At 32.1% G+C, this 25,009-nt stretch carries 24 protein-coding genes and 1 tRNA gene; 20 read left to right on the forward strand and 5 right to left on the reverse strand.

Annotation, left to right across the window (positions count from 1 at the left end; genetic code table 11):
- The first annotated feature begins 5 nt into the window (after positions 1–5).
- From V8G56_RS04230 to V8G56_RS04290, 13 genes are all read left to right on the forward strand, one after another.
- Positions 6–2,015: a penicillin-binding protein gene (locus tag V8G56_RS04230; RefSeq protein WP_395437210.1), complete on the forward strand. Its 2,010-nt coding sequence runs from the start codon at positions 6–8 to the stop codon at positions 2,013–2,015.
- Positions 2,012–3,475, forward strand: a complete 1,464-nt coding sequence (locus V8G56_RS04235) for a UDP-N-acetylmuramoyl-L-alanyl-D-glutamate--2,6-diaminopimelate ligase (protein ID WP_395437211.1) — start codon at positions 2,012–2,014, stop codon at positions 3,473–3,475. The genes V8G56_RS04230 and V8G56_RS04235 overlap by 4 nt, the downstream gene beginning before the upstream one ends.
- Complete coding sequence (gene mraY, locus V8G56_RS04240) at positions 3,475–4,713, forward strand: phospho-N-acetylmuramoyl-pentapeptide-transferase (protein WP_395437212.1); 1,239 nt, start codon at positions 3,475–3,477, stop codon at positions 4,711–4,713. Before V8G56_RS04235 ends, mraY begins: the two co-directional genes overlap by 1 nt.
- A complete protein-coding gene (gene murD / locus V8G56_RS04245) occupies positions 4,714–6,045 on the forward strand; it encodes a UDP-N-acetylmuramoyl-L-alanine--D-glutamate ligase (RefSeq protein ID WP_395437213.1) in 1,332 nt (443 codons plus the stop codon).
- A gap of 30 nt (positions 6,046–6,075) precedes the next feature.
- Positions 6,076–7,269, forward strand: coding sequence for an FtsW/RodA/SpoVE family cell cycle protein (locus V8G56_RS04250; RefSeq protein ID WP_395437214.1), 1,194 nt, complete (start codon positions 6,076–6,078; stop codon positions 7,267–7,269).
- Between the two features lie 19 nt (positions 7,270–7,288).
- Positions 7,289–8,395, forward strand: coding sequence for an undecaprenyldiphospho-muramoylpentapeptide beta-N-acetylglucosaminyltransferase (gene murG / locus V8G56_RS04255; protein ID WP_395437215.1), 1,107 nt, complete (start codon positions 7,289–7,291; stop codon positions 8,393–8,395).
- 1 nt (position 8,396) lies between these two features.
- On the forward strand, positions 8,397–9,749 hold the full coding sequence (gene murC / locus V8G56_RS04260; protein ID WP_395437216.1) for a UDP-N-acetylmuramate--L-alanine ligase: 1,353 nt from the start codon (positions 8,397–8,399) through the stop codon (positions 9,747–9,749).
- A 16-nt stretch (positions 9,750–9,765) separates the two neighbouring features.
- Complete coding sequence (locus V8G56_RS04265) at positions 9,766–10,458, forward strand: cell division protein FtsQ/DivIB (protein WP_395437217.1); 693 nt, start codon at positions 9,766–9,768, stop codon at positions 10,456–10,458.
- Positions 10,459–10,461: 3 nt separating this feature from the next.
- The gene (gene ftsA, locus V8G56_RS04270) at positions 10,462–11,769 is read left to right on the forward strand and encodes a cell division protein FtsA (protein WP_331632406.1); all 1,308 of its coding nucleotides are present in this window, start codon (positions 10,462–10,464) and stop codon (positions 11,767–11,769) included.
- An 80-nt stretch (positions 11,770–11,849) separates the two neighbouring features.
- Positions 11,850–13,805: a cell division protein FtsZ gene (ftsZ, locus tag V8G56_RS04275; protein ID WP_395437218.1), complete on the forward strand. Its 1,956-nt coding sequence runs from the start codon at positions 11,850–11,852 to the stop codon at positions 13,803–13,805.
- Between the two features lie 150 nt (positions 13,806–13,955).
- Positions 13,956–14,405 carry a GatB/YqeY domain-containing protein gene (locus V8G56_RS04280; RefSeq protein WP_395437219.1) on the forward strand — a complete coding sequence of 150 codons (450 nt, stop codon included), beginning with the start codon at positions 13,956–13,958 and terminating at the stop codon, positions 14,403–14,405.
- A gap of 25 nt (positions 14,406–14,430) precedes the next feature.
- Positions 14,431–14,504, forward strand: a tRNA-Arg gene (locus V8G56_RS04285).
- 207 nt (positions 14,505–14,711) lie between these two features.
- The gene (locus V8G56_RS04290; RefSeq protein WP_395437220.1) at positions 14,712–15,479 is read left to right on the forward strand and encodes a zinc-dependent peptidase; all 768 of its coding nucleotides are present in this window, start codon (positions 14,712–14,714) and stop codon (positions 15,477–15,479) included.
- 8 nt (positions 15,480–15,487) lie between these two features.
- Here V8G56_RS04290 and V8G56_RS04295 read toward each other — a convergent pair whose 3' ends face one another.
- The 5 genes from V8G56_RS04295 to V8G56_RS04315 all read right to left on the reverse strand — a co-directional run bounded on the left by V8G56_RS04295 (position 15,488) and on the right by V8G56_RS04315 (position 19,216).
- A complete protein-coding gene (locus V8G56_RS04295; RefSeq protein ID WP_331633140.1) occupies positions 15,488–15,688 on the reverse strand; it encodes a hypothetical protein in 201 nt (66 codons plus the stop codon).
- 255 nt (positions 15,689–15,943) lie between these two features.
- Positions 15,944–16,606 (reverse strand): ribulose-phosphate 3-epimerase, encoded by a 663-nt coding sequence (gene rpe / locus V8G56_RS04300; RefSeq protein WP_395437221.1) that lies wholly within the window; start codon positions 16,604–16,606, stop codon positions 15,944–15,946.
- 137 nt (positions 16,607–16,743) lie between these two features.
- A complete protein-coding gene (locus V8G56_RS04305) occupies positions 16,744–17,607 on the reverse strand; it encodes a sigma-70 family RNA polymerase sigma factor (RefSeq protein WP_072402889.1) in 864 nt (287 codons plus the stop codon).
- A gap of 81 nt (positions 17,608–17,688) precedes the next feature.
- Positions 17,689–18,063: a hypothetical protein gene (locus V8G56_RS04310; protein ID WP_395437222.1), complete on the reverse strand. Its 375-nt coding sequence runs from the start codon at positions 18,061–18,063 to the stop codon at positions 17,689–17,691.
- Positions 18,064–18,217: 154 nt separating this feature from the next.
- Positions 18,218–19,216 carry a hypothetical protein gene (locus V8G56_RS04315; protein WP_395437223.1) on the reverse strand — a complete coding sequence of 333 codons (999 nt, stop codon included), beginning with the start codon at positions 19,214–19,216 and terminating at the stop codon, positions 18,218–18,220.
- Positions 19,217–19,599: 383 nt separating this feature from the next.
- Between V8G56_RS04315 and V8G56_RS04320 the strand changes: the two genes are divergently transcribed.
- The 7 genes from V8G56_RS04320 to V8G56_RS04350 all read left to right on the forward strand — a co-directional run bounded on the left by V8G56_RS04320 (position 19,600) and on the right by V8G56_RS04350 (position 25,007).
- Positions 19,600–20,205 carry a DUF6134 family protein gene (locus V8G56_RS04320; protein WP_395437224.1) on the forward strand — a complete coding sequence of 202 codons (606 nt, stop codon included), beginning with the start codon at positions 19,600–19,602 and terminating at the stop codon, positions 20,203–20,205.
- 50 nt (positions 20,206–20,255) lie between these two features.
- Positions 20,256–20,927, forward strand: a complete 672-nt coding sequence (locus tag V8G56_RS04325; RefSeq protein WP_395437225.1) for a CPBP family intramembrane glutamic endopeptidase — start codon at positions 20,256–20,258, stop codon at positions 20,925–20,927.
- On the forward strand, positions 20,924–21,904 hold the full coding sequence (locus V8G56_RS04330; RefSeq protein WP_395437226.1) for an NAD-dependent epimerase/dehydratase family protein: 981 nt from the start codon (positions 20,924–20,926) through the stop codon (positions 21,902–21,904). The genes V8G56_RS04325 and V8G56_RS04330 overlap by 4 nt, the downstream gene beginning before the upstream one ends.
- 5 nt (positions 21,905–21,909) lie before the next feature.
- Entirely contained in the window at positions 21,910–22,701 is a 792-nt protein-coding gene (locus tag V8G56_RS04335) for an SDR family NAD(P)-dependent oxidoreductase (RefSeq protein ID WP_395437227.1), read from the forward strand.
- 26 nt (positions 22,702–22,727) lie between these two features.
- Positions 22,728–23,546 (forward strand): SDR family oxidoreductase, encoded by an 819-nt coding sequence (locus V8G56_RS04340; RefSeq protein ID WP_395437228.1) that lies wholly within the window; start codon positions 22,728–22,730, stop codon positions 23,544–23,546.
- A 63-nt stretch (positions 23,547–23,609) separates the two neighbouring features.
- The gene (locus V8G56_RS04345; RefSeq protein WP_395437229.1) at positions 23,610–24,584 is read left to right on the forward strand and encodes an NAD-dependent epimerase/dehydratase family protein; all 975 of its coding nucleotides are present in this window, start codon (positions 23,610–23,612) and stop codon (positions 24,582–24,584) included.
- A gap of 21 nt (positions 24,585–24,605) precedes the next feature.
- The gene (locus V8G56_RS04350; protein ID WP_395437230.1) at positions 24,606–25,007 is read left to right on the forward strand and encodes a hypothetical protein; all 402 of its coding nucleotides are present in this window, start codon (positions 24,606–24,608) and stop codon (positions 25,005–25,007) included.
- Positions 25,008–25,009: the final 2 nt, after the last annotated feature.

Below are 25,009 nucleotides of genomic sequence, written 5' to 3' on the forward strand. Positions count from 1 at the left end.
ATCACTTGGCAGTAAGCGAGAAAAACATATTAATCCGATTGTATTTTATAGCTGGATGTATTTTTATATTCTGTTTGGCGGTGGTTTTTAAATTAGCAACCATTCAATTTGTACAAGGTGATAAATACAGGGCTTTAGCTGAAGAGCGTGTTGTGAAGAATGTGATTATTCCAGCTAATAGAGGAAATGTGTATTCTTCAAAAGGGAATTTATTAGCAACGTCCATTCCTAAATATGATATAAGATTAGATGCGCTTACGCCTACCAATAAAACATTTGAAAAATATTTAAAGCCCTTATGTGATTCCTTATCTAAATATTTAAAAAAACCATCTGGTGATATTCAAAATGACATTAGAAAAGCTAGGAATAATAAAAACAGATACTATCTAATAGCTAGGAATATTGGCTATTCGGATTATATCAGATTAAGAAGCTTCCCATTATTAAATCTTGGTGCTTATAAAGGCGGATTGATTGTTGAGCAAACCACCAAGCGAGAACATCCCATGGGTGGCATTGCGCAGCGATCTATAGGATATGAAAGATTTGATGAGCAAGGCAATGTAACAAGAGCAGGTATTGATGGTGCTTACGGAATAAAATATTTAAGAGGAAAAGATGGTAAAAGAGCAAAACAGCAAATAGGCAAAGGTCAATGGAAACCCATAGTAGATTATAACCAAATTGATCCGCAAGATGGGTATGACGTTTACACTACCATCGATGTTAATATACAGGATATTGCACATCATGCCTTATTAGAACAATTAGAAAAATACAAGGCAGATCATGGTTGTGTGGTGGTCATGGAAACTAAAACGGGGGAAGTGAAAGCCATTTCAAATCTTGGTAGGAATAGTGAAGGTTATTATTATGAAAGGTTAAATTATGCCGTTGGAGAAAGTCATGAACCTGGCTCGACTTTTAAATTAATGGCGCTTACTGCAGCTCTTGAAGATAAAGTCGTTGATACTAGCGATGTGGTTGATACTGAAAAAGGTATAATTTATTATTATGGAAAGCCTGTAAGAGATTCTCATCACGGTGGTTATGGGAAAATATCAATTTCCAAAGCTTTTGAAGTGTCTTCAAACACCGGAGTAGTTCGCGCTATTGATGAAGCATATTCTAAAAATCCTGAAAAATTTGTTGATAGGTTATATAAAATGAACCTGAACAAAAAATTAGACCTTCCAATTTTGGGTGAGCCACAGCCCACTATTCCTGATCCTAGAATTAAAAATGGGCGTTGGAGTGGTATTGCCTTGCAATGGATGGCATTTGGCTATGGAGTTCAGTTTACTCCTTTACAAACCTTAGCATTTTATAATGCGATTGCTAATGATGGGGAAATGGTAAAGCCTCAATTTTTAAAAGAAGTAAAAGAGTTTGATAAAATAATAGTGCCATTTGAAAAGGAAGTTTTAAACAAACAGATATGTTCAAAGGAAACCATTAAAAAAGTTCAACAATTGCTCAAAAATGTAATTGAAAAGGATCATGGGACAGGACATAGGTTGTATTCAGAAAATTTTTCAATGGCAGGTAAAACAGGAACGTGTCAAAAAAACTATAAAAACAAGGAAAAACTTAATTATATATCCTCTTTTGTAGGTTATTTTCCAGCTGATAACCCTAAATATTCTTGTATAGTGGTTATTCATGAGCCTGATAAAAGTGTAGGTTATTATGGAGCAGATGTTTCCGGTCCTGTATTTAAAAAGATTGCACAAAAAATATTTACAGACACACCGATTGTTGATGAAATTGAATCCTTAGAGGTTAAATATGCAACATCAGAGAATGAATATGAAAGTTTTTATGAGGCTTCTGAAACTTATAAAACAGTGATGCCAAGTGTTGTGGGTTTACCTGCAATGGACGCCGTTGCTCTGTTGGAAAACATGGGTCTTAAAGTAAAAATGAATGGTGTTGGGATTGTAAAGAAACAATCTATAAATAAAGGTCAGAAAATTATAAAAAATCAAATCATTGTTTTGGAAAATTCATGATGGCTTTAAAAGACATATTATATAGAGTAACTATCAACGCAGTTGTAGGAAGCACTTTGGTGGATATAAATACCATTCAATTTGATTCCAGAAGTATTAATGACAGTGATTTATTTGTTGCTATAAAAGGAACTCTTGTTGACGGGCATGACTTTATTGATAAAGCGATTAAAAAGGGAGCTAGAGCCATAATTTGTGAAAAATTACCTGATAATTTTCATAATGGTATTACCTATGTAGAAGTTCAAAATGCCTCTCGGGCATTAGCCTTTATGGCCTCCAATTATTATGAGATGCCATCAGAAAATTTAAAACTAGTTGGGGTTACCGGGACTAATGGTAAAACGACCGTAGCCACTTTGCTTTATCAGTTATTTAAAAAGGCTGGATTTAAGGTGGGCTTACTTTCAACTGTTAAAATAATGGTTGATAATAAAGAATATAAAGCCACTCATACAACACCAGATTCTTTAACAATCAATAAGTATTTAAAGGAAATGAGTAATGATGGTGTGGAATTCTGTTTTATGGAAGTCAGCTCACATGGTATTCATCAAAACAGAACAGAAGGATTGCATTTTGTAGGTGGTATTTTTACAAACCTTACCCATGACCATTTAGATTATCACAACTCCTTTGCTGAATACAGAGACGTAAAAAAATCTTTTTTTGACCATCTGCCAGCATCCGCTTTTGCCCTTGTAAATATAGATGATAAGAATGGTTTGGTGATGCTACAAAACACAAAAGCAAGAAAGTATACTTATGCTTTAAAAACTTATGCAGACTATAGAGTGCAAATATTAGAAAATGAGTTAAGAGGCTTGTTATTGAAAATAAACGATAGTGAAGTATGGACAAAACTTATAGGTAATTTTAATGCTTATAATATGATTGCTATTTATGCAACTGCTGATTTATTAGGTCTGAAAAAAGAGGAATCACTTCAATTAATAAGCACATTAGAAAGTGTAAGTGGTCGTTTTCAGTATTTGATTTCTGATGAAAAAATCACGGCCATTGTTGATTATGCTCATACGCCTGATGCTCTAAAAAATGTGTTGGAAACCATTAATAACATCCGCACAAAAAACGAAGAATTGATAACGGTTGTAGGTTGTGGTGGTGATAGAGATAAAACCAAAAGACCAATAATGGGCAATATAGCTTCAACTTTAAGTACAAAAGTTATTATCACAAGTGATAATCCTAGAAGTGAAGTTCCTGAAGCAATTATTAATGAGATAGAAACTGGTGTAGAACCTCAAAATATAAAAAAGGTAGTTTCTATTGTAGATAGAAAGCAGGCGATTAAAACAGCATGTCAATTGGCTAAACCAAATGATATTATTCTAATTGCAGGCAAAGGACATGAAAACTATCAGGAAATTAAAGGAGAACGATTTGATTTTGATGATTTTAAAATAGTTAAAGAACTTTTAAAACAGATGCAAAAATAATGTTGTATTACCTATTTGAATATTTAGAAAAACAATTCCAATTTCCAGGAGCATCACTTTTTGGTTATATAACATTTAGAGCTGCTTTTGCAATTATTTTATCATTGCTTATTTCTACCATTTACGGAAAAAGAATTATTAAGTACTTACAGAAAAAGCAGGTAGGTGAAACTATTAGAGACTTAGGTCTTGAAGGACAACAACAAAAGGCTGGTACTCCAACTATGGGTGGGTTAATTATTATTTTGGCAACTTTAATTCCCGTAGTGTTGCTTGCTAAATTGGAAAACATCTACATTATTCTCCTTTTGATTACTACTATTTGGATGGGAACTATTGGTTTTATTGATGACTATATTAAAAAATTCAAAAAGGATAAAGAAGGATTGAAAGGAAGGTTTAAAGTTCTTGGGCAGATAGGTTTGGGAATTATCGTGGGCAGTACGTTATATTTTCATCCTGATGTTACAATAAAGGAAGAATTACCTCAAAATGAACAAGCGCAAGTAGTGGTTGTAAATAATACTGTACAAACGAAGCAATTTAAAGAAGAAGAAAAATCAACAAAAACGACCATACCATTTTTAAAAAGTAATGAATTTGATTATGCTGATTTGATTACCTGGGTTAATCCGGTTTTAGCTCAATACGCTTGGGTAATATTTATACTGATAACTATTTTTATTATAACAGCAGTTTCTAATGGGGCAAATCTTACGGATGGTATTGATGGTTTAGCGGCTGGGACTTCTGCCATAATTGTGCTTACATTAGGCATTTTTGCATGGGTTTCGGGTAATATTATTTTTTCAGATTATCTCAACATCATGTACATCCCACGCGTTGAAGAAATCACCATATATATTGCTGCATTTGTAGGAGCATTAATTGGATTTCTATGGTACAATACGTATCCGGCCCAAGTTTTTATGGGCGATACAGGAAGTTTAACCATAGGCGGTATTATTGCTGTCATTGCTATTGCCGTTAGAAAGGAATGGTTAATTCCTGTTTTATGTGGAATATTCTTGGCTGAGAATTTATCTGTTGTAATGCAAGTAAGTTACTTCAAATACACGAAGAAAAAATATGGTGAAGGCAGGCGCATTTTTAAAATGTCGCCATTGCATCATCATTATCAAAAATCCGGATATCACGAAAGTAAAATAGTAACAAGATTCTGGATTGTTGGCATTTTGCTGGCAATCATTTCAATTGTGACTTTGAAAATTAGATAGATGGAAAGATTGGTGATTCTAGGAGGAGGAGAAAGTGGTGTAGGAACAGCGCTTTTAGGAAAAAATAAAGGCTTTGAAGTTTTTGTTTCTGATAAAGGAACCATTAAGGAAAAATACAAACAAGTTCTTATACATAATGACATTGAATGGGAGGAAAGTAATCATACTGAATCAAAAATTCTCAATGCAGATTTAATAATGAAAAGCCCTGGAATACCAGATAAGGCGCCTTTGGTAAAACAAATTAGAGCAATGGGTATTCCTGTAGTTTCTGAAATTGAATTTGCATCAAATTTTACAGAGGCCACCATCATTGGGATAACAGGTAGTAATGGTAAAACAACAACGGCCACCCTGACACATCATATTTTAAAACAAGAATTAAATGTGGGTTTGGCTGGCAATATCGGAGACAGTTTTGCTAAGCAGATACTTGAAAAGGATTATGAGAATTATGTGCTTGAGATTAGTAGTTTTCAGTTAGATGACATTGTGGATTTTAAACCACATATCGCTGTTATAACTAATATCACTCCAGATCATTTAGACAGATATGATTACAAGTTTGAAAACTATATAGCTTCAAAATTCAGGATTACTCAAAATCAAACCAAAAAGGATTATTTGATTTATGATGCTGATGATGAAGTGATTAATGAATGGTTAAAAAACAATTCAATTCATTCAACATTATTGCCTTTTTCATTAACTAAAATTATTGAGAATGGTGCGTATTTAGAAAATAATAATATTAAAATAACTATAGATAACAATCAAATTATTATGCCAACAACAAATCTAGCATTAGAAGGAAAACACAACATTAAAAATGCCATGGCTGCTTCAACAGTAGCTCATTTATTAAATATTAGAAAACAAACAATAAGAGAAAGTCTAGAGAATTTTCAGGGGGTTGAGCATAGATTGGAGCATGTGTTAAAAATCAATAAAGTGCAATACATTAATGATTCTAAAGCCACTAATGTGAATGCCACATATTATGCATTAGAGAGTATGGAGACACCTACTGTCTGGATTGTTGGCGGACAGGATAAAGGAAATAATTATGAAGAGTTGTTTTCTTTTGTTAATGAAAAGGTCAAGGCTATCATTTGTTTGGGTGTTGATAATGAAAAGCTTTTGAACACATTTGGGAATATAGTCGATATTATTGTTGAAACACAGTTTATGAGCGAGGCTGTTAAAATTGCTTATAAAATAGCCGAATCTGGAGATACAGTATTATTGTCACCAGCATGTGCAAGTTTTGATTTATTTGAAAACTATGAAGATAGAGGCAGACAATTTAAAGCAGCAGTTAGAAACCTGTAATAATTTTTTTAGAGAAACAGAATAGTAAGAATGCATACCTTATTTAACAACATAAAAGGAGATCGATTAATCTGGGCAATTGTAGCGTTGCTAGCTATTTTCTCGTTTCTACCTGTATATAGTGCTGCAAGTAATTTGGCTTATTCTGGTGGAAATGGAAGTACCTTTTCATTTTTTGTGAAACATTTTATGCATCTGTTTTTAGGTTTTTCAATTATGTATGGTGTACATAAAATTCCTTACAGATATTTTAGAGGATTGTCTTTAATAATGATTCCCATCGTGCTTATTTTATTAATAGTGACCATGTTTCAGGGAATTACCATTGATGGGGCAAATGCTAGTAGATGGATACAAATTCCAATTGTAGGAATGTCATTTCAAACATCAACATTAGCATCCGTGGTTCTTATGGTTTATGTGGCAAGATATATGTCAAAAATAAAAGATAAGGACATCACTTTTAAATCAACTATTTTACCCTTATGGTTGCCAGTATTTCTTATCTTAATACTCATTTTACCTGCCAATTTCTCAACGGCGGCTATCATGTTTGTTATGGTGGCTATGTTAGTTTTTCTGGGAGGTTATCCTATTAAGTATTTACTTGTTATTTTGGGTTCCGGAGTCATCGCATTAGCATTATTTATTTTAGTGGCTAAAGCATTTCCGGATGCTATGCCTAACCGGGTTGATACTTGGATGAGCCGATTGGATAGTTTTACCAATGGAGAAGATAGCGAAGCTGATTATCAGATTGAAAAAGCAAAAATAGCTATTGCATCTGGTGGTATACAGGGAGTTGGCCCTGGGAAAAGTATTCAAAAGAATTTTTTACCTCAATCGTCTTCTGATTTTATTTTTGCAATAATTATTGAAGAATATGGGTTGATTGGTGGACTTTCTCTCATCATTTTATATATGTGGCTACTTATTAGAATTGTCATTGTGGCTCAAAAAGCAGATACTATGTTTGGAAAGTTGTTAGTCCTTGGTGTTGGGCTTCCCATAGTTTTTCAGGCGATGATCAATATGGGCGTTGCGGTGGAATTATTTCCTGTTACAGGTCAAACCTTACCGCTTATAAGCAGCGGGGGGACATCTATCTGGATGACCTGTTTGGCAATAGGTATCATACTGAGCGTGAGTGCTAAACGAGAAGAAATTAAAGAGTTTGAAAATAGTGAGGATAATCCATTAGAAATTTTGTCAGAAGCATTATAACAATTATAGATTAATAAAAGTGTCGAAAAAAAACGAAGCATACAGAATTATTCTTTCAGGAGGTGGAACAGGTGGGCATATCTATCCGGCTATTGCTATTGCGAATAGTTTAAAGGAAAGGTTTCCAAATGCAGAGTTTTTATTTGTTGGGGCAAAAGATAGAATGGAAATGGAAAAAGTGCCTCAGGCTGGATATGATATTAGAGGTCTGTGGATTTCTGGTATTCAAAGACGGCTGACATTAAAAAATTTATTATTCCCATTTAAACTAATGAGTAGCCTGTGGAATGCCAGGAAAATTGTGAATTCCTTTAAGCCAGATATAGCCATAGGTACCGGTGGTTTTGCTAGCGGCCCTTTATTGTTTGTGGCGGCTTCAAAAAAAGTGCCTTGTTTAATACAGGAACAGAATTCATTTCCGGGAATCACCAATAAATTATTGGCTAAAAAGGTTCAGAAAATTTGTGTGGCATATGATAATTTAGAACGCTTTTTTCCAAAAGAAAAAATTATTAAAACAGGTAATCCGGTGCGGCAGGATTTACTTGATATAGAAAGCAAAATTGTTGAAGCAAAGGATTTTTTCAATCTGAGACATGGAAAATACACGCTTTTGGTATTAGGAGGAAGTTTAGGTGCAAGAAACATCAATGATTTAATTGAGAAGAAATTAGATTTTCTGGATACTCAAAATGTTCAGGTTATATGGCAGTGTGGTAATTTATATTATCCCCAATACAAGATATACAGCAATACCAAAGATATTCAGGTCTATCCGTTTTTAAATAATATGGATTTTGCTTATGCTGCGGCAGATATTATCATATCAAGAGCAGGTGCAAGTTCAGTATCTGAATTGTGTATTGTAGGAAAGCCAGTAATTTTTGTTCCATCACCAAATGTAGCAGAAGACCATCAAACCAAAAATGCGCTAGCTATTGTTGATAAACAGGCCGCATTACTCATAAAGGAAGAAGATTTAGAGGTTGATTTTGAAAACATTTTTTCGAAATTAATTCAATCACCAGAAAAACAAAAAGAGTTAGGGTCAAATATTAAAAAATTAGCATTAGTCAATGCTACGAATGATATAACCAATGAAGTTATTAAACTTCTAAAAAAATAATATGAATCTTAATAACATACATAATGTTTATTTAATTGGGATAGGAGGTATTGGAATGAGCGCCTTAGCAAGATACTTTTATGCTAATAACAAGCAGGTTGCAGGTTATGATAAGACTCCAACTGAATTAACAGAAAGTCTGATTGCTAATGGTATCGATGTTCATTTTGAAGATTCTGTACAAAAAATAGATGTTAGGTTTTTAAATAAAGATAAGACCTTGGTAATTTATACTCCGGCGGTGCCTAGTAGCCATAAACAATTGGAGTATTTTAAAAATAAAGGAATTAAAGTATTAAAAAGATCTCAGGTTTTGGGTTTAATTACCGAGCAGACCTTTTGTTTGGCCATTGCGGGTACCCATGGTAAAACCACTACAACCAGTATACTAGGGCATTTAATGTATGAATGTAATGTGCCACTTACAGCTTTTTTAGGAGGTATAAGTGAGAATTATAATTCTAATCTGATCATTAACGGAACAGAAGTTACGGTCGTGGAGGCAGATGAATTTGACAGGTCTTTCTTAACCTTGTCACCAGATATGGCTTGTATCACATCAATGGATGCAGATCATCTTGATATTTATGGAGATGCTTCAGAGTTAAAAAAATCATTTGAAGATTTCTCTAAAAGAGTTAAAAGCAACGGAAAATTGTTTGTTAGAAATGGTCTTCCATTAAAAGGAATAACCTATGGAATTGAAGATAATTCGGATTATTCCGTTCAAAATATAAAAATAAAAAATGGCACCTATGTTTTTGATGTGAAGACACCAAAAACAGTGCTTGAAAATTTTCAATTTAACCTGCCCGGTAGACATAATTTGTCGAATGCATTAATAGCCTTAGCGATGGCTGTAGAGTACGGTTGCCCTTACCGGCAGCTCGCTAAGGCATTAGCATCTTATAGAGGGGTTAAAAGGAGGTTTACCTATCATATTAAAACCGAAAACTTTGTTTTTATTGATGATTATGCGCATCATCCTGAAGAAATTAATGCCGTGTATCAAGCGGTGCGTGAAATGTACCCAGGAAAAAAAATATTAGCAATTTTTCAACCGCATTTATTTAGTAGAACGAGAGATTTTGCTGATGATTTCGCAAAAAGTTTATCTCAGTTTGATGAGATAATGCTACTTGATATTTATCCTGCAAGAGAATTACCAATTGAAGGCATAACCTCAGAATGGTTATTGAAAAAAATTACAAATCCAAATAAGCAGTTAACTAGTAAGACTGAGATATTACATAAAATTCATAAAAGTAATGCTCAAGTTTTACTGACTATTGGGGCTGGTGATATTGGGGAAGAAGTTAAACATATAAAAAAGGAATTTAGCGTTGCGAGTTAATTGGAACTACATAAAAATGATTGTATTGCTTGGGGCAGTAGCATTCTTATTTGCGTTTTCTACAAAAAGAAATGCAGTTAGAAAGGTGTCTGAGGTTGATATTCACTTTATAGGAGAAAATAACCTTTTTGTGACTCATGAAACTGTTAGTAAATTGTTAATACAAAATCAACGTACTGTTAAAAATTTGGCTAAAAACACTTTAGATTTGAATCAATTAGAAAAGTCCCTTAATTCTAACCCTATGATTAAATCAGCTGAAGTGTATGTTACTGTAAATGGTGCAGTTAAGGCTGAGATTAAGCAAAAAAAACCTATAGCAAGAGTGAGCACTAAGGAGTCTTATTATATTGATGATGACGGTTTGTATATGCCATTGTCAAGTAATTTTACGGCAAGAGTGCCTTTGGTTACTGGTTTTATAAAAAGGAATGATTTAAAAAATGTCTATACAGTTGCTAATAAAATTAAAGATGATGAGTTTCTAATGAAAAATGTTATTGAAATTCGTCAAGATTTTGACCATACAATTTATTTAAAACTACGTCAGTGTAACTTCGAAGTAAAACTTGGTAGTGTCAGTTCTCTGGATAAAAAAATCAATAACCTCAAAGCCTTCTATCAAAAAAACCTACATGATAAAACACTTAATAATTACAGTAAGGTCAACTTACAATTTGATAATCAGGTAGTATGTACCAAAACATAAACAATGGAGCATAATATAGCAGTAGGATTAGACATAGGTACCACAAAAATTGTGGCCATGATTGGGCGTAAAAACGAATACGGCAAAGTAGAAATTCTGGGAATTGGAAAATCTAAAAGTCTTGGCGTTCATCGTGGTGTTGTAAATAACATTACTCAAACCATTCAATCTATACAACAGGCGGTTCAGGAAGCAGAAGCAGCTTCTGAAATCAAAATTGAAGGTGTAACCGTAGGTATTGCAGGTCAGCATATTCGTAGCCTTCAACATAGTGATTATATTACTAGAGCAAATTCTGATTTGGTTATTGATGAAAATGATATTGATAAACTGATCAATCAAGTACATAAGTTAGTAATGCTTCCAGGGGAAGAAATTATTCATGTATTGCCGCAAGAGTATAAGGTAGATGGTCAGGCTGAAATTAAGGAACCGATAGGTATGTATGGTGGTCGTTTGGAGGCTAATTTTCACGTTGTAGTTGGTCAAGTGTCTTCTATAAGAAATATTGGTCGTTGTGTGCAAAGTGCCGGATTAAACTTAGAAGGTATCACTTTAGAGCCTTTGGCTTCAGCAAACGCAGTTTTAAGTCAAGAAGAGAAGGAAGCAGGAGTAGCCTTAATAGATATAGGAGGAGGAACTACAGATTTAGCTATTTTTAGAGATGGTATAATTCGTCATACCGCTGTAATTCCTTTTGGAGGTAACGTCATTACAGAAGACATAAAAGAAGGGTGTTCTATTATTGAAAAGCAAGCGGAATTATTAAAAATAAAATTTGGTTCTGCGTGGCCAGGAGAAAACAAGGATAATGAAATTGTTTCCATTCCAGGGTTAAGAGGAAGAGAACCAAAAGAGATCACCTTAAAAAATCTTTCAAAAATTATACATGCTCGAGTAGTTGAGATTGTTGAACAGGTTTATGTAGAGATAAAAAATTACGGACACGAAGAGCAGAAGAAAAAATTAATTGCCGGAATTGTTCTAACGGGTGGCGGTAGCCAATTAAAGCACTTAAAACAGCTAGTTGAATACATTACAGGGATGGATACCAGAATAGGATATCCAAACGAGCATTTAGCGGGTGATAGTGATGAGGATGTAACTAGTCCGCTTTACGCAACAGCAGTTGGTTTGGTGCTTGATGGATTGAAACGTCATGAGCGAAAAAGAATGGAACAAATTGAAGAAAAAAAGAAAGATGATGCCAAACCTCAAGACATCATTGAAGAAAAACCAGTAAAAGAAAGAAGATCTTTTCTTGATAAGTTAACTGAACGGGTTAAGGACTTCTTAGATAACGCTGAATAGAAAAGAACACAAAATAAGATTAAATCAACCATTGAATAACAAAAAGAAAATTTAGTATAAATACCAGTAAAACAGAATTTATGAGCAGCAAAAAAGAATTCGAAAGTATAGCATTTGATTTACCAAAAAATCAATCAAATGTGATTAAAGTTATTGGTGTTGGAGGCGGTGGCAGTAATGCTATCAATCACATGTTCCAACAAGGGATTAAAGGCGTAGATTTTTATATCTGTAATACAGATGCCCAAGCGCTTCAAAATAGTGGTGTTCCCAATAAAATTCAATTAGGCCTTAATTTAACTGAAGGGTTGGGAGCTGGAGCTAACCCAGATATAGGTGAGCAATCTGCATTAGAAAGTTTTGATGACATTACCAATATGTTAGACTCTAATACCAAGATGGTTTTTATTACTGCAGGAATGGGGGGTGGAACCGGAACTGGCGCTGCTCCTATTATTGCTAAAATGGCTAAGGATTTAGATATTTTAACTGTGGGAATAGTAACTATGCCATTTCAATTTGAAGGAAAAATGCGAATTGAACAAGCGCAAACAGGTATTGAAAACTTAAGGTCAGTTGTTGATTCTTTAATTGTTATTAATAATAATAAGCTTCGTGAAGTTTATGGAAATCTTGGATTTAAAGCAGGTTTTTCAAAAGCTGATGAGGTATTATCTACCGCTGCTCGTGGTATTGCTGAAGTTATTACTCATCACTATACTCAAAATATAGATTTACGTGATGCAAAAACCGTATTAAGTAATAGCGGAACGGCTATTATGGGGTCCGCTTTGGCATCAGGACAAAATAGAGCTCAGGATGCTATAAGAAAAGCATTGGATTCACCACTATTAAACGATAATAAAATTACCGGAGCCAAAAATGTATTGCTGCTTATTGTGTCTGGTTCTCACGAAATTACCATTGATGAAATAGGTGAAATCAATGACCATATTCAAAATGAAGCGGGTCATGGTGCTAATATTATAATGGGTGTTGGTGAAGATGAATCTTTAGAAGAATCTATCGCGGTAACAATTATTGCCACAGGGTTTAACGTTGAACAACAAGATGAAATATCAAATACGGAAACTAAAAAAGTGGTTCATTCACTTGAGGATAATGAAACCAGTGCAAAATTAAAGGAGCCCGTTATAATTGCCCCTGTTATTGAAATGGAAAAAACGGAGCCTCCTGTATTCAAACACGTTTTGGAAGTTGAAGATGCAGTTGAAGAGCAACATGTTGAGAAAACTACCATAGATGATAAAATAGAAAGTAAATTAGAAGAAATAGATTTAATTCCTACTTCTCAACTTATTAGAAATATTAAGGTTGTTTATGAAGAAGTTAAAGCTAATTTCCAAGAAGAAGACGATTTCATAATAAAACCGGTTACCAAAATGACTGCTCCGGTAAATATTATTGAAGAAGAGATTGAAGAAGAACAACAAATCACGTTGACTTTTGATTTACCTCTTTCGGATTCATTTACAGAAAAAAGAGAAAATGTCATTGAATACAAATTGGAAGATGAAGAGGAAGTTAAGAAAATACCAGTGAATGATTATGTCGAGCTCATTACGGTTAATGAAACTAATGAAACAGGGGATGTTCGTTATGCTTTGGATGATTATATTGAAATGGAATCTTCAATGAATAAACAACCAATTGTTAAGGAAGAAATAATTGAAGGTTATGATCAAGAAATTGTTTTTGAGAAAAAAGTTATAACTCCGGCACCGGCAAAAGAAACAGAAGAAGAAATTGATCCTGTTAACAGTCCAATATCTGACATGCTTAAAGAGCGTGCAGCCGAGCGTAGACGTAAAATGAAGGATTTCAATTATAAATTCAATAATGCCAAGATTGATGATATTGAAAAAGTTCCGGCTTATAAGCGCCAAGGAGTCGATTTAAAAGAAGTTCAGCATTCATCTGAGACGGACATGTCAAGAACAAGTATAGGATTGGATGATAATGATGAGATTCAATTAAGAAGTAATAATTCGTTTTTACACGATAATGTTGACTAAAAAGACAACGATTTAATTTAATCTATTTTTAAAAATCCTAGAAGTTTCCCTCAGCTTTTGGGGTTTTTATTATTTTGAAATTTTGTAAAGCAGCAAATGGTCTAATCTTATTTTCTTAGTATCTTTGCAATCCATTAATTATTTATAAAGATGAGTTTACAACAAGATATAATGACTGCAATGAAAATTGCAATGAAGGAGAAGAACACGACAGCTTTAACCGCGCTAAGAGCAGTAAAATCTGCCATTTTATTAGCACAAACAGAAAGTGGCGCTGTTGCTGAGTTAACAGAAGAACAGGAGATTAAAATACTTCAAAAACAAGTTAAGCAACGTAAAGATAGTGCTGCTATATATTTAGAACAGGGACGGGAAGATTTAGCATCTCCGGAATTAGCAGAAGCAGAAGTTATCAGTCAGTTTTTACCTGAAGCCATGAGCGAGGAGGACATAACAAAAGTAGTTGTTGATGCCATTCAGAAGATTGGTGCTCAGGGGATGAAAGATATGGGTAAAGTTATGGGTATTGTGAGTGGAAAATTGGCTGGAAAGGCAGATGGTAAAACCATATCAAACATTGTAAAAGCTCAATTAGCTTAGAATCATTTTTTGTTAAAAAATAATTGGCTGCGTAGTTCAACTGGATAGAATATCAGATTTCGGCTCTGAGGGTTGGGGGTTCGAATCCCTTCGCGGTCACAAAAAAGCTCAAACTTATTAAGTTTGAGCTTTTTTTGTTATTATTATTGATACTTTTAAAAAAACGCAATTAAATAAATTAACTGGTGTTTAAAATTTACATAAAACTAAATCGTTAAGTTTAAAATGTTAAACATATACTACATACAAAATTATACAGTAGGGAGTAAAATTATTCTTGGGATATTCATCGCTTTATTATTGTATATGCTTATACAATTTGCCATAAAGTTGTTAGAAATGGGTTACGTTTTAAAAAATAAAAAGCCCTATTTTGTACATTTTTATACTTCTTTAAGAAAATTAAACCCACAGCAAAATGACATTTTAAAAAATCAATTTAGCTTTTTTAATAAACTTTCTGAAAAAGATAAAACCTTTTTTGAACACAGAGTGGCTTCATTTATTATTGATAAGGATTTTATTGGTAGAGGTGTTCAAATAACTGAAGAAATGAAAATTTTAGTAGCATCAACGGCCGTTATGTTAACCTTTGGATTCAGAGATTTTTATATTGGTTTGATACAAAAAATTGTTGTTTACCCCGAAAAGTTTTATTCAAAAACTAATAACAATTATCATAAAGGCGAATTCAATCCTAAATTAAAAACATTAGTTATTTCGTGGGCTGATTTTAAAACTGGTTATGAAAAGCCAAAAGATAATATTAATCTTGGCATTCATGAATTTGTGCATGCTATACATTTAAATAGTTTAAACGAGCGAGACATAAGTTCTACAATATTTACTGATACTTTTGAGGAATTAACTGAATTACTCACTAAAAACCAGCTGTTAAGAGAAGAGTTAACTCAATCTCATTATTTAAGAAATTATGCTTTTACAAATCAGTTTGAATTTTTGGCGGTAACAATTGAAACTTTTATTGAAACGCCACAAGATTTTAAATTACAATTTCCTGAAGTTTATTACAAAATAAGACAGATGCTCAATTTTGATTTTGCAGGTTATTGAAATGGTTTTTAGGCAGATTCTACTAATTTACCATTTTTATATTTACCTAAAATAATAACATCTTTGCTTCTTTCATATTCTTTTGCAGCACGATACATTTGATCGCTGTTATCTCTACGAATTTTTACACCACTATTTGAATTTCTATTTCTAATTTCAATATAATATCCATCTCTAAGTTCTGCGGGTTTAGTTGCAGGTCTTCCCATAATTAAAAAGTTTTTTTAAAAGTTAAAATCTCTATGTTTTAACTTTATGATTAAATATAAAATGTTTGACTATTATTAGTCAAGTTTCGCAAGGTAGTTAAATCTTAGCAAAATATTATCTTAAAAGTAAGTTAAGGTATATTATTTTCTTATCATTAAATAGCTCTTCTCAATGAAATTAGTTAAAAAGTATAAAAAAAAGGCTTTTTGCAAATATATATGCCGTGATAAGATAGTATTTAAAAAAGAAAGCTTTTATGAATTGGCAATCATTTTTAATTCCTTTATTGTTTCTAATGGGTTATTGCTTTTAAATACAAAACTTCCCGCTACCAAAACATCCGCTCCAGTATCAATTAGTTTTTTAGCATTAACGCTGGTAACACCGCCGTCAATTTCAATAAGAGTTGAGGCCCCTTTTTTGAGAATCAATTCTTTTAGCTGTTTCACTTTAGTATAAGTATTTTCAATAAAGCTTTGACCTCCAAAACCTGGATTTACGCTCATTACACAAACTAAATCAATGTCATTTATAGTATCTTCTAAAACATTGATATTGGTATGAGGATTTAAAGCTACTCCAGCCTTCATACCTTCAGCTTTGATAGCCTGAAGCGTTCTATGCAAATGAGTACATGCTTCATAATGAACGGTCAAAATATTGCTTCCTAATTCTGCAAAAGTTTTAATATACCTATCTGGATCAACGATCATTAAATGAACGTCAATAGTTTTTTTGGCATAATTAGTAATGGCTTTTAAAACGGGCATGCCAAATGAAATATTGGGCACAAAAACCCCATCCATAATATCAATATGAAACCAATCTGCTTCACTTTGGTTAACCATTTCTATATCACGTTGTAAATTAGCAAAATCGGCTGCTAAAATGGAAGGTGCTATTAACTTTGAACTCATTATTTTATTTAAATATTAATTTAGCAAAAGTACTATAAAAAAACAAACCCTCGGTAATCAGCCGAGGGTTCTTTCATCAATCAAAAAACGAACAGTTATGATTAACTGTTTGTAACTGTAATAGAATACAAATATAGTTATCCTAAATATGTTTTTAAAATTTTACTTCTAGAAGTATGTTTCAATCGTCTTATAGCTTTTTCCTTGATTTGACGTACACGCTCACGGGTTAAGTCAAATGTTTCACCAATTTCTTCAAGAGTCATTGGGTGTTGATTGCCTAGACCAAAATATAAACGAATAACATCTGCTTCACGAGGTGTTAATGTTTCTAAAGCTCTTTCAATCTCTGTACGCAATGATTCATGTAATAACTCTCTATCCGGGTTGGGAGACTCACCACTATTTAATACATCATATAAGTTTGAATCTTCTCCTTCAACTAAAGGTGCATCCATACTAACGTGTCTTCCAGAGTTTTTCATAGACTCTTTAACATCGTTTATAGTCATGTCTAATTCCTTAGCAATTTCTTCAGCACTTGGTGGACGCTCATGTGATTGTTCTAAGAATGCAAAGGTTTTATTAATTTTATTAATGGAACCAATTTTATTCAAAGGCAAACGCACAATACGAGATTGTTCAGCCAATGCCTGAAGAATGGATTGACGAATCCACCAAACAGCATAAGATATAAATTTAAAACCACGTGTTTCATCAAAACGCTGAGCCGCCTTAATTAAACCTAAATTACCTTCATTAATTAAATCAGGTAAAGTTAAACCTTGGTTTTGATATTGCTTAGCTACCGAAACTACAAAACGTAAATTAGCCTTTGTTAACTTCTCTAAAGCTAATTGATCACCAGCTTTAATGCGTTGTGCTAATTCTACTTCTTCGTCTGCGGTAATTAAGTCAACTTTTCCAATTTCTTGTAGATATTTATCTAACGAAGCGGTTTCTCTGTTAGTTACCTGCTTCGTAATTTTAAGTTGTCTCATTTAATGGTCTCCTGTAATTTTTAAGTGAATTTTCTTTACTATGTGGTTATACGTAATAAAGATTCATTTTGTTACAAAATATTAAATTTTAATTAAATTTTTGTCATTTAAGTTGAGTTCATGCATCATTTCACTAGTGAACTTGTAATGCCCTTTGGTAGTTATTAATCTGAATCTGTGAGATTTTAAGGCGCTTAAGGCGTTTAAGAATAACCATTTTGATTTAAGTAACTTTGGTTCTTCTGATTTTAAGCTTAATTCAAAATAATGCTTTTGACCTTCTTTTTCCGCAACAATGTCAGGGGTTATATTTATATCACTTCCTACTTTACTAAAAGATTTAGGTGTTTCATAACCTTCAGTATCAGCCTTAATATTTTCATACCCTCTGTTTTCAAGATAGGTCACTGATTCATTTAAAATGTCTAAATATTTTTCTTTATCTGTGTACATCATAAGTTCAATTTAATTAAATAAAGGACAAAAGCAAATAAAACCACAAGTTTAACTTTGATTTGGCTTTTGTTATTCAAAATCAAATGATTTACTGGTTTCAAAAAAGCCTCGTATTTTACCAATTTATTGCCTACCCTTTTTAAGATCAGAAAATCTATATAAATGCCATTTTATCATCCATTTTAATACGAGCAATGGCAATATCAATTTTTTGATGAATTTTATTAAAAAACAAAGTTCTGTCACGCTCTCCAGCTGTTGCTAATAATGTTGAATTGCGCATCATTTTTTGAAGAAAATCAAACATCAGCGCACAAGTTTCTTGGTGTTCAACTTTGAAATAGGTCAAAACTGTAAATGGAGCAAAAAATACTTGTCCAAACTTCGTATTCAAAAATATAGTATTTTGTAAAGTATGCAAGTCACACCTATAAAGATGATAAGATTGTTCGTTTTTTCCACCTATTAAGCTCTGTTGAATAGTTTGTTGTTCAATTTTGTTGACAATTTCTACCATATCTTGACATACTTTTAAAGCCATTTCTGTTGAAACTAATCCTGTTTCAAAGTAATATAACACTTGCTGTAATGATCCGGTAAGCGTAGTTTCATTCCAAATTTCGGTAATACTTATATACTTGTAGGAATCTGATAAATCATGAGCAGTTTTTAACAATGAATCTGGAATTGTTTTCATCCAATCATCAAAGGTGATTTTGCTTTGTGCCATTTGAGTATTTACGTCTTTAAGCCATACATACATTTTGTAACGTGTCAAAGTTGAATCATTAAGGGTATGAAACAAGGGAATGTCTTTTGCAGAATATATTATTTCAGCGCCTTTAACTTTAGAGGCCGCTTGCACATTCTGTAAAGAGACTTTAAAAAATTGCTCTAATCCTGCTTCATCTTTGGGTTGAGGTGGTAATTCTGCAGTAATTGTATTAGTATTACCAACTTCAAACAACTTGTTTAATGAAATTTTATAGTGCCTGGCAAGCTTAACGGCTTCTTCAAGTGTTAAACTTGTTTTATTGTTTATTCGCCTGTATGCTGCGTCGTAACCTATATCTAAAATGCTTGCTATTTCATCGGCAAAGGAGGCATTATCATTTGTTTTAGCCTTTAAATACTTGATAAATTGACTTTGCATTATTTGAAAAATTGCAAGCAGGTTTTTGGAAGATTTTGTGAAATTTAAGAAAAAAATCTGAATTGTTAATGGTTTTGGTCAAATGGTTTTCAATAAACGCGTATTAAGTTTGTAGTGTAATCATTTAATATCAAATTTTGATTTGTGAATAAAAGAAGATTAGTTTTTGGATTTGATTCTTTGGTCTTCTTTTTAAAAATCATTTTCATAATTAATATTATCAGATTTCGTAAGCTCTTAAACATTTTAAAATAAAATGGTGGTTCAACATAAAGTAATCCTATTTAATTCAAAAAGCCATGTTAATTATGTTATTAGTAATGTCGTATAATAAAATCTTCAATAAGTCTGAAACTTTAGATCTTAAGAGAGTCATTAAAAGTATGGTTTTTAAACTAAAGTACACGCTCCCTTTTTTGTTATTATCAATGATTCCATTGGAAAGCAATGTTCCCGTAGTTGAAAACATTTCGTTTAGTGTAGTTAAAAAGAATACTTCAATCGGGTTTATCAATATTGAGAAACGAACCGTTAATAATATAACCACCTTCATTGTAAATTCTGAAGTGAATGCTAATATTATATTCAATTTTAATGCTGTTGGAAAAGAGAAATCTGTTTATAAAGAAGATACTTTAGTTTACTCTTCCGTTTACCGCATGTTAAATAATAAGGTAAAATTAAATCAAGCCTTATTGTTTGAAAAAGGTAAATATATTTTGAAAAATATGGGGAAGGATGAAAACATTGGCTTCAATGTTATTAACAGAAATTTAGTAACCCTGTTTTTTAATGAACCGATAGGAATTGATAAAATCTACGCAGACAAGTACAAAGTAATGTTAAAAATTACGCCTTTAGGTAATAGGAATTATAAAGTGGTTTTCCCAAATAAAAGCATCAGTATATATCATTATCAAAATGGTAAATGTATTAGTGTAGATGTTGAAGGGTCCTTTTATAAAGTACAAATCGTTTCGAGCACTTGATTTTAATCATTTCATATTTAATTAATAGTTAATAAATTAACAATAAAATAATGGATAAAATAGCACAAATAATTAGTTTAATTTCTGCATGTTTTATTACTTATTTCCTAATCAGTTATCAGTATAAAATTTTAAATATTAGGAATCTTGAAAATGCGCTGTTATCTGAAAATGGTTTGATTCTAATAAACATTAAGCACTTATTAGGAATATTAGTATTTGGATCGGGTTTTTATTTACTTTTTTCTGATTACAGCTATTTACTTCACCTTCCTGAATTTTCGGGTTTTAAAATAGTATTGTTATTTACTTTGACAGTTGTAGCTTCAGCAATTGTATCCTTTAAATCTGTTAAAAAACATATTGTTGACAATAGGAATTATTCTAGATATAGAATTAATAATGCCTATTTATATTTTGTCATTAGGCTTGTGTTTTTACTATGTTATGAATTCTTTTTTAGAGGGGTTCTATTCTTCACCTTATTAGAATGGAATGGGCTTGGTACAGCAATCTTTATTACTACAGTATTATATATGCTGATTCATGTTTTTGATAGCAAAGAAGAAGTTTTTGGTGCACTTCCATTTGGAATCATCTTATGCCTTTTTTCTTATTTCACCAATAGTATCTGGGCGGCATTTCTTATTCATATCACTCTTTCGGGTATTTATGAAGTATCCATATTTAATCATTTAACCCTTAATTCAAGAAAGTCATGAAAGTTTTATTAACAGGCGCCACTGGCTATATCGGTCATCAGTTAGCTCTTAAACTGGCCAATGATAATATTATGGTCAATGCTTTAGTAAGAGATTTAAATTCTAACAATATGCCTAGGCATAAAAACATCATACCTTTTAATGGGAATATTTGTGATTATGATTCAGTAAAAAAGGCTATTAATGATTGTGATTATGTTTTCCATACGGCGGCTTATACCGATTTAAAATGTAATAAGATTGACACATTTTATAACACTAATGTTTTAGGAACCGCCAATATTATGAAGGCCTCCTTAGATAAAAATATTAAAAAAGTAATTTACACAAGTACCTTGTCAGTATTTGGTCCGGCACTTTATCACGTCCCAATTACTGAAAACCAACCTCGCATCTCGTCTTACAGCAATGATTATGAGCTAACCAAAAAAATGTCTGAAGAAGTGGTTTTAGACTACGTGAAAAAGGGTATTTCATGCTCCATCTTAAATCTGTCAAGAGTTTATGGTCCAGGATTAAATACCTATTCAAATGGGGTTAATAAAATAATATCAAAAATCATGAATGACAAAGTACTCTATGTGCCTGACAAGCTTCATGTAGAGGCCAATTATGTTTATGTGGAGGATGTTTTGAATGCACAATTACTTGCTTTGGAAAAGGGATTAAGTGGTGAAAAATATATTATTGGTGGAGAAAATGAAGATTATTTGGGTTTGTTTAATAGGATTAAAAAAATTTCTAAAAGTAAAATATCAATTATTAAACTTAATTATAATCTCATCAAAAACGGACTTTCCTTAATTAATGGCTGTAATAAACTTTTAGGAAGTCAATCAATGGTAACACCTAAAGTTTTAGACTCATTATTTACAAACAGAAGTGCTTCTTCGCAAAAAGCGGTATCTCAATTAAACTATAAAATTACACCTCTTAATGAAGGACTAGATTGTACCATTAATTTTTTAAAAAAATAAATGTCATGAAAAAGTATTATGTATTAATAACAGGAGCAAGTAAAGGATTTGGTAGGGCAATGGCTTTGGAATTTGCGAAGCGAGACATGAATCTGGTTTTGGTGGCATTACCTGATTCAGGACTCAAGGAATTATCTGTTTTTATTAAAAGGAATTTTAATGTTGAGGTTTTTTATTTAGAAAACGATTTAAGTATGAAAGATAGTTACTACGCTATTGCGGAGTTTATAAAGATTAAAAATATTCATCTGAAGTATTTAGTAAACAATGCCGGAATACTTAGCCGAGGCTATTTTGATGAATTGAGTGATCAATTTATATTAAAGCAAATTGAAGTTAATGTGACAGCACCAACCATATTAATCAACCTGTTATTAAAAAATCTTAAAGCCAATGCACCAGCAGGTATTATGAATATTAGTAGTATGGCAGGTTTTTTTGCCTTACCTAAAAAACAGGTGTATGGCGGTACAAAGGCGTATTTAACCTCCTTCTCAAAAAGCTTGGGAAAGGAGTTGAAAAAAGATAATATTTCTGTAACCACCATTTGCCCTGGAGGTTTAAATACAACATCACGTCTGTGTTATCAAAACAGGATTGTTGGCTGGTTAACGCGCGAATCAGTCTTAAATCCTGAAGATGCGGCTAAGATTGCAATTATGGGAATGTTTAATAAAAAAGGAGTGATTGTCCCTGGTTTTATAAATAAATTTTTAATGCTTTTAGATAAGTTATTGCCCGAATTTTTAAAAGATTATTTAGCAAACCGTGAACTTAATAAGCTGCCTGTAGCTTAATAATATAAAACAAAAATAACCACATCATGAAAAACGAAGAATTTAAGGATAAAGTAGTATTGATTACCGGTTCTAGCAGAGGTATAGGTAAAGCAACTGCTATAGCTTTAAGTAATTTAGGGGCCAGTTTAGTCATAAATGGGCGTGATAAAGAGCGCTTAATTCAAGTTGAAAATCTAATAAGAAATTCAGGAGGCAAAGTCATGTCTTATTGTTGTGATATTACCAATCCAGATCAGGTTGAAAAGTTAATTGAGGAAACAATAAAAACGTATGGAAAATTAGATATTCTTATTAATAACGCAGGAGTTTCCATGCGTGGTGATTTTTCCGCTTTAAATCCAGAAGTGTTCAAATCAGTCTTTGATATTAATGTTTTAGGAACTACCAATACTACAATTAAAGCCATTCCATTTATAAAAGAATCTCAGGGTAGTATTGTGTTTGTGTCCAGCGTAGCAGGAATAAGAGGGTTGCCAAGTAATTCTGCTTATTGTGCATCTAAAATGGCATTACGAGCTATTGCGGAATCGATTAGAATAGAAGAAGTGAAGTCTAATATTCATGTAGGATTAATAATGGTTGGTATCACAGAAATTGAAAAAAATAAAAAAACCATTGCAGCTGATGGCTCATTAATAACTTTAAGGGACAGGTCAAATTTTAATGTTTTGTCCTTAGATGAAGTTGCCCATTCTATAATTAACAATATAAAGAAGCGGAAATTTAGAACAACTTTATCATTGATGGGTAGGATCAATGCCTTGATGCAATCAATTTTACCAGATTTAGTAGAACGAATTTTGGTTTATTCTTCAAATAGAATTAAAGCAAGAAGCTTATAGACTTTTTGTTTTACGCTTAAGAAAGGAATTAAAAAAACCAACAATAGTATAAGGGCTATTCTTATGAAAAATATTCTTGTTACCGGAGCGAATGGTTTTCTTGGATCCAATACAATCAATGAATTGTTAATTCATGGTTATAGTGTTAAGGGATTTTTAAGAGATTCAAACAAATATTATGGTGAAGTAAGTAAAAACTTAGAATTAATTGAAGGAGATATTAAAAATGTAAATGATTTAAATGCAGCATTATTTAATTGTGATTGTGTAATACATACAGCAGCTATTACAGATCAAAGTCTTTTGAATTATGATGATTATTATGAAGTCAATGTGAAAGGAGTAATTAATGTAACAAAAGCAGCCATAAAAAATAAGGTGAATAGAATAATTTATGTTGGTACTGCTAATGAATTTGGCTATGGAAGTTTAGAAAATCTGGGAGATGAAACTAGAGATATTAGTTATCCATTTAATAAATTATTTTACTCAAAAAGCAAGAAAGCGGCACATGATTATCTGTTAACAAAATTAAGTCAAATTGAAGTTGTTATAGTAAATCCAACATTTATGATTGGAGCCTATGATACCAAGCCTAGTTCAGGTAAAATAGTACTTATGGGCCTAAGAAACAGATTTGTAATATGCCCATCTGGCGGCAAGAATTTTGTTTGGGTTAAAGACGTTTCAAACGGAATAATTAATGCCATGAAAAATGGAATTAATGGAGAAGCTTATTTGTTGGCAAATGAAAACCTTAATTTTTACGATTTTTTCAATCTGCTCAGAGAAAACACAGAGAACCATTTTAAAATTATAAGGCTGCCAAATAGACTTTTGATGCTATTAGGTCAAACAGGAAGTGTTTTAAGAAAATTTGGTATCAGAACCAATTTTTCAATGGAAAATATGAAAGCCCTTTCAGTAAATAATTATTATTCAAACGAAAAAGCAAGGCGTGAATTAAGAATTGATTTTCAACCTATTGAATATGGTATTAAAGAGGCCATTTCATGGTTTTTAAAAAAGCCTAATTGATGTTGATTAAAACCAATAATCATGAAAAAATTAATGAACATGTTATTCTTTTTTGGATTGATCATTCATAGTTATGCTCAGGAAACTAAGGGTGGGTCAATTAAAATCATCGAAAAAAACATAGTTAAATCTACTTTTAATCTAAATCATAAGTTATTTTTTTTAAATGGTTTAGACATAGAGGTATCACCGCAATTTGGTAACCTCTTTATGACGGCGGTTGAAGCAAAAAAAGTGTGGATTAACCTGAAAGATTATTATAATGATTTTGATTTTGGATTTAATTTAAGTTTAAACTACAAGTTCAAAAAAAGTCTGAATTTAAAAGCACTATACAATGTGGGGATGTTAGAATTTGATAGTTCTGATTTTCAAAAAGTTAAAAATTATAGCTTTAAACTATCAATTGATTATGTCTTTTAGAA

Origin of the sequence: Gaetbulibacter aquiaggeris, assembly GCF_044003965.1 — a bacterium.
Lineage (GTDB): Bacteria > Bacteroidota > Bacteroidia > Flavobacteriales > Flavobacteriaceae > Yeosuana > Yeosuana aquiaggeris.

Coding starts and splice junctions, on each gene's coding strand:
- rpe (WP_395437221.1), bottom strand. CDS start 16,606: ATGAGTTCAAAGTTAATAGCACCTTCCATTTTAGCAGCCGATTTTGCT.
- ftsA (WP_331632406.1), top strand. CDS start 10,462: ATGGAGCATAATATAGCAGTAGGATTAGACATAGGTACCACAAAAATT.
- V8G56_RS04310 (WP_395437222.1), bottom strand. CDS start 18,063: ATGATGTACACAGATAAAGAAAAATATTTAGACATTTTAAATGAATCA.
- V8G56_RS04295 (WP_331633140.1), bottom strand. CDS start 15,688: ATGGGAAGACCTGCAACTAAACCCGCAGAACTTAGAGATGGATATTAT.
- mraY (WP_395437212.1), top strand. CDS start 3,475: ATGTTGTATTACCTATTTGAATATTTAGAAAAACAATTCCAATTTCCA.
- V8G56_RS04345 (WP_395437229.1), top strand. CDS start 23,610: ATGAAAAATATTCTTGTTACCGGAGCGAATGGTTTTCTTGGATCCAAT.
- V8G56_RS04305 (WP_072402889.1), bottom strand. CDS start 17,607: ATGAGACAACTTAAAATTACGAAGCAGGTAACTAACAGAGAAACCGCT.
- V8G56_RS04320 (WP_395437224.1), top strand. CDS start 19,600: ATGGTTTTTAAACTAAAGTACACGCTCCCTTTTTTGTTATTATCAATG.
- V8G56_RS04335 (WP_395437227.1), top strand. CDS start 21,910: ATGAAAAAGTATTATGTATTAATAACAGGAGCAAGTAAAGGATTTGGT.
- V8G56_RS04325 (WP_395437225.1), top strand. CDS start 20,256: ATGGATAAAATAGCACAAATAATTAGTTTAATTTCTGCATGTTTTATT.
- V8G56_RS04290 (WP_395437220.1), top strand. CDS start 14,712: ATGCTTATACAATTTGCCATAAAGTTGTTAGAAATGGGTTACGTTTTA.
- V8G56_RS04250 (WP_395437214.1), top strand. CDS start 6,076: ATGCATACCTTATTTAACAACATAAAAGGAGATCGATTAATCTGGGCA.
- murC (WP_395437216.1), top strand. CDS start 8,397: ATGAATCTTAATAACATACATAATGTTTATTTAATTGGGATAGGAGGT.
- V8G56_RS04235 (WP_395437211.1), top strand. CDS start 2,012: ATGATGGCTTTAAAAGACATATTATATAGAGTAACTATCAACGCAGTT.
- V8G56_RS04350 (WP_395437230.1), top strand. CDS start 24,606: ATGAAAAAATTAATGAACATGTTATTCTTTTTTGGATTGATCATTCAT.
- V8G56_RS04315 (WP_395437223.1), bottom strand. CDS start 19,216: ATGCAAAGTCAATTTATCAAGTATTTAAAGGCTAAAACAAATGATAAT.
- ftsZ (WP_395437218.1), top strand. CDS start 11,850: ATGAGCAGCAAAAAAGAATTCGAAAGTATAGCATTTGATTTACCAAAA.
- V8G56_RS04280 (WP_395437219.1), top strand. CDS start 13,956: ATGAGTTTACAACAAGATATAATGACTGCAATGAAAATTGCAATGAAG.
- murD (WP_395437213.1), top strand. CDS start 4,714: ATGGAAAGATTGGTGATTCTAGGAGGAGGAGAAAGTGGTGTAGGAACA.
- V8G56_RS04265 (WP_395437217.1), top strand. CDS start 9,766: ATGATTGTATTGCTTGGGGCAGTAGCATTCTTATTTGCGTTTTCTACA.
- V8G56_RS04340 (WP_395437228.1), top strand. CDS start 22,728: ATGAAAAACGAAGAATTTAAGGATAAAGTAGTATTGATTACCGGTTCT.
- V8G56_RS04330 (WP_395437226.1), top strand. CDS start 20,924: ATGAAAGTTTTATTAACAGGCGCCACTGGCTATATCGGTCATCAGTTA.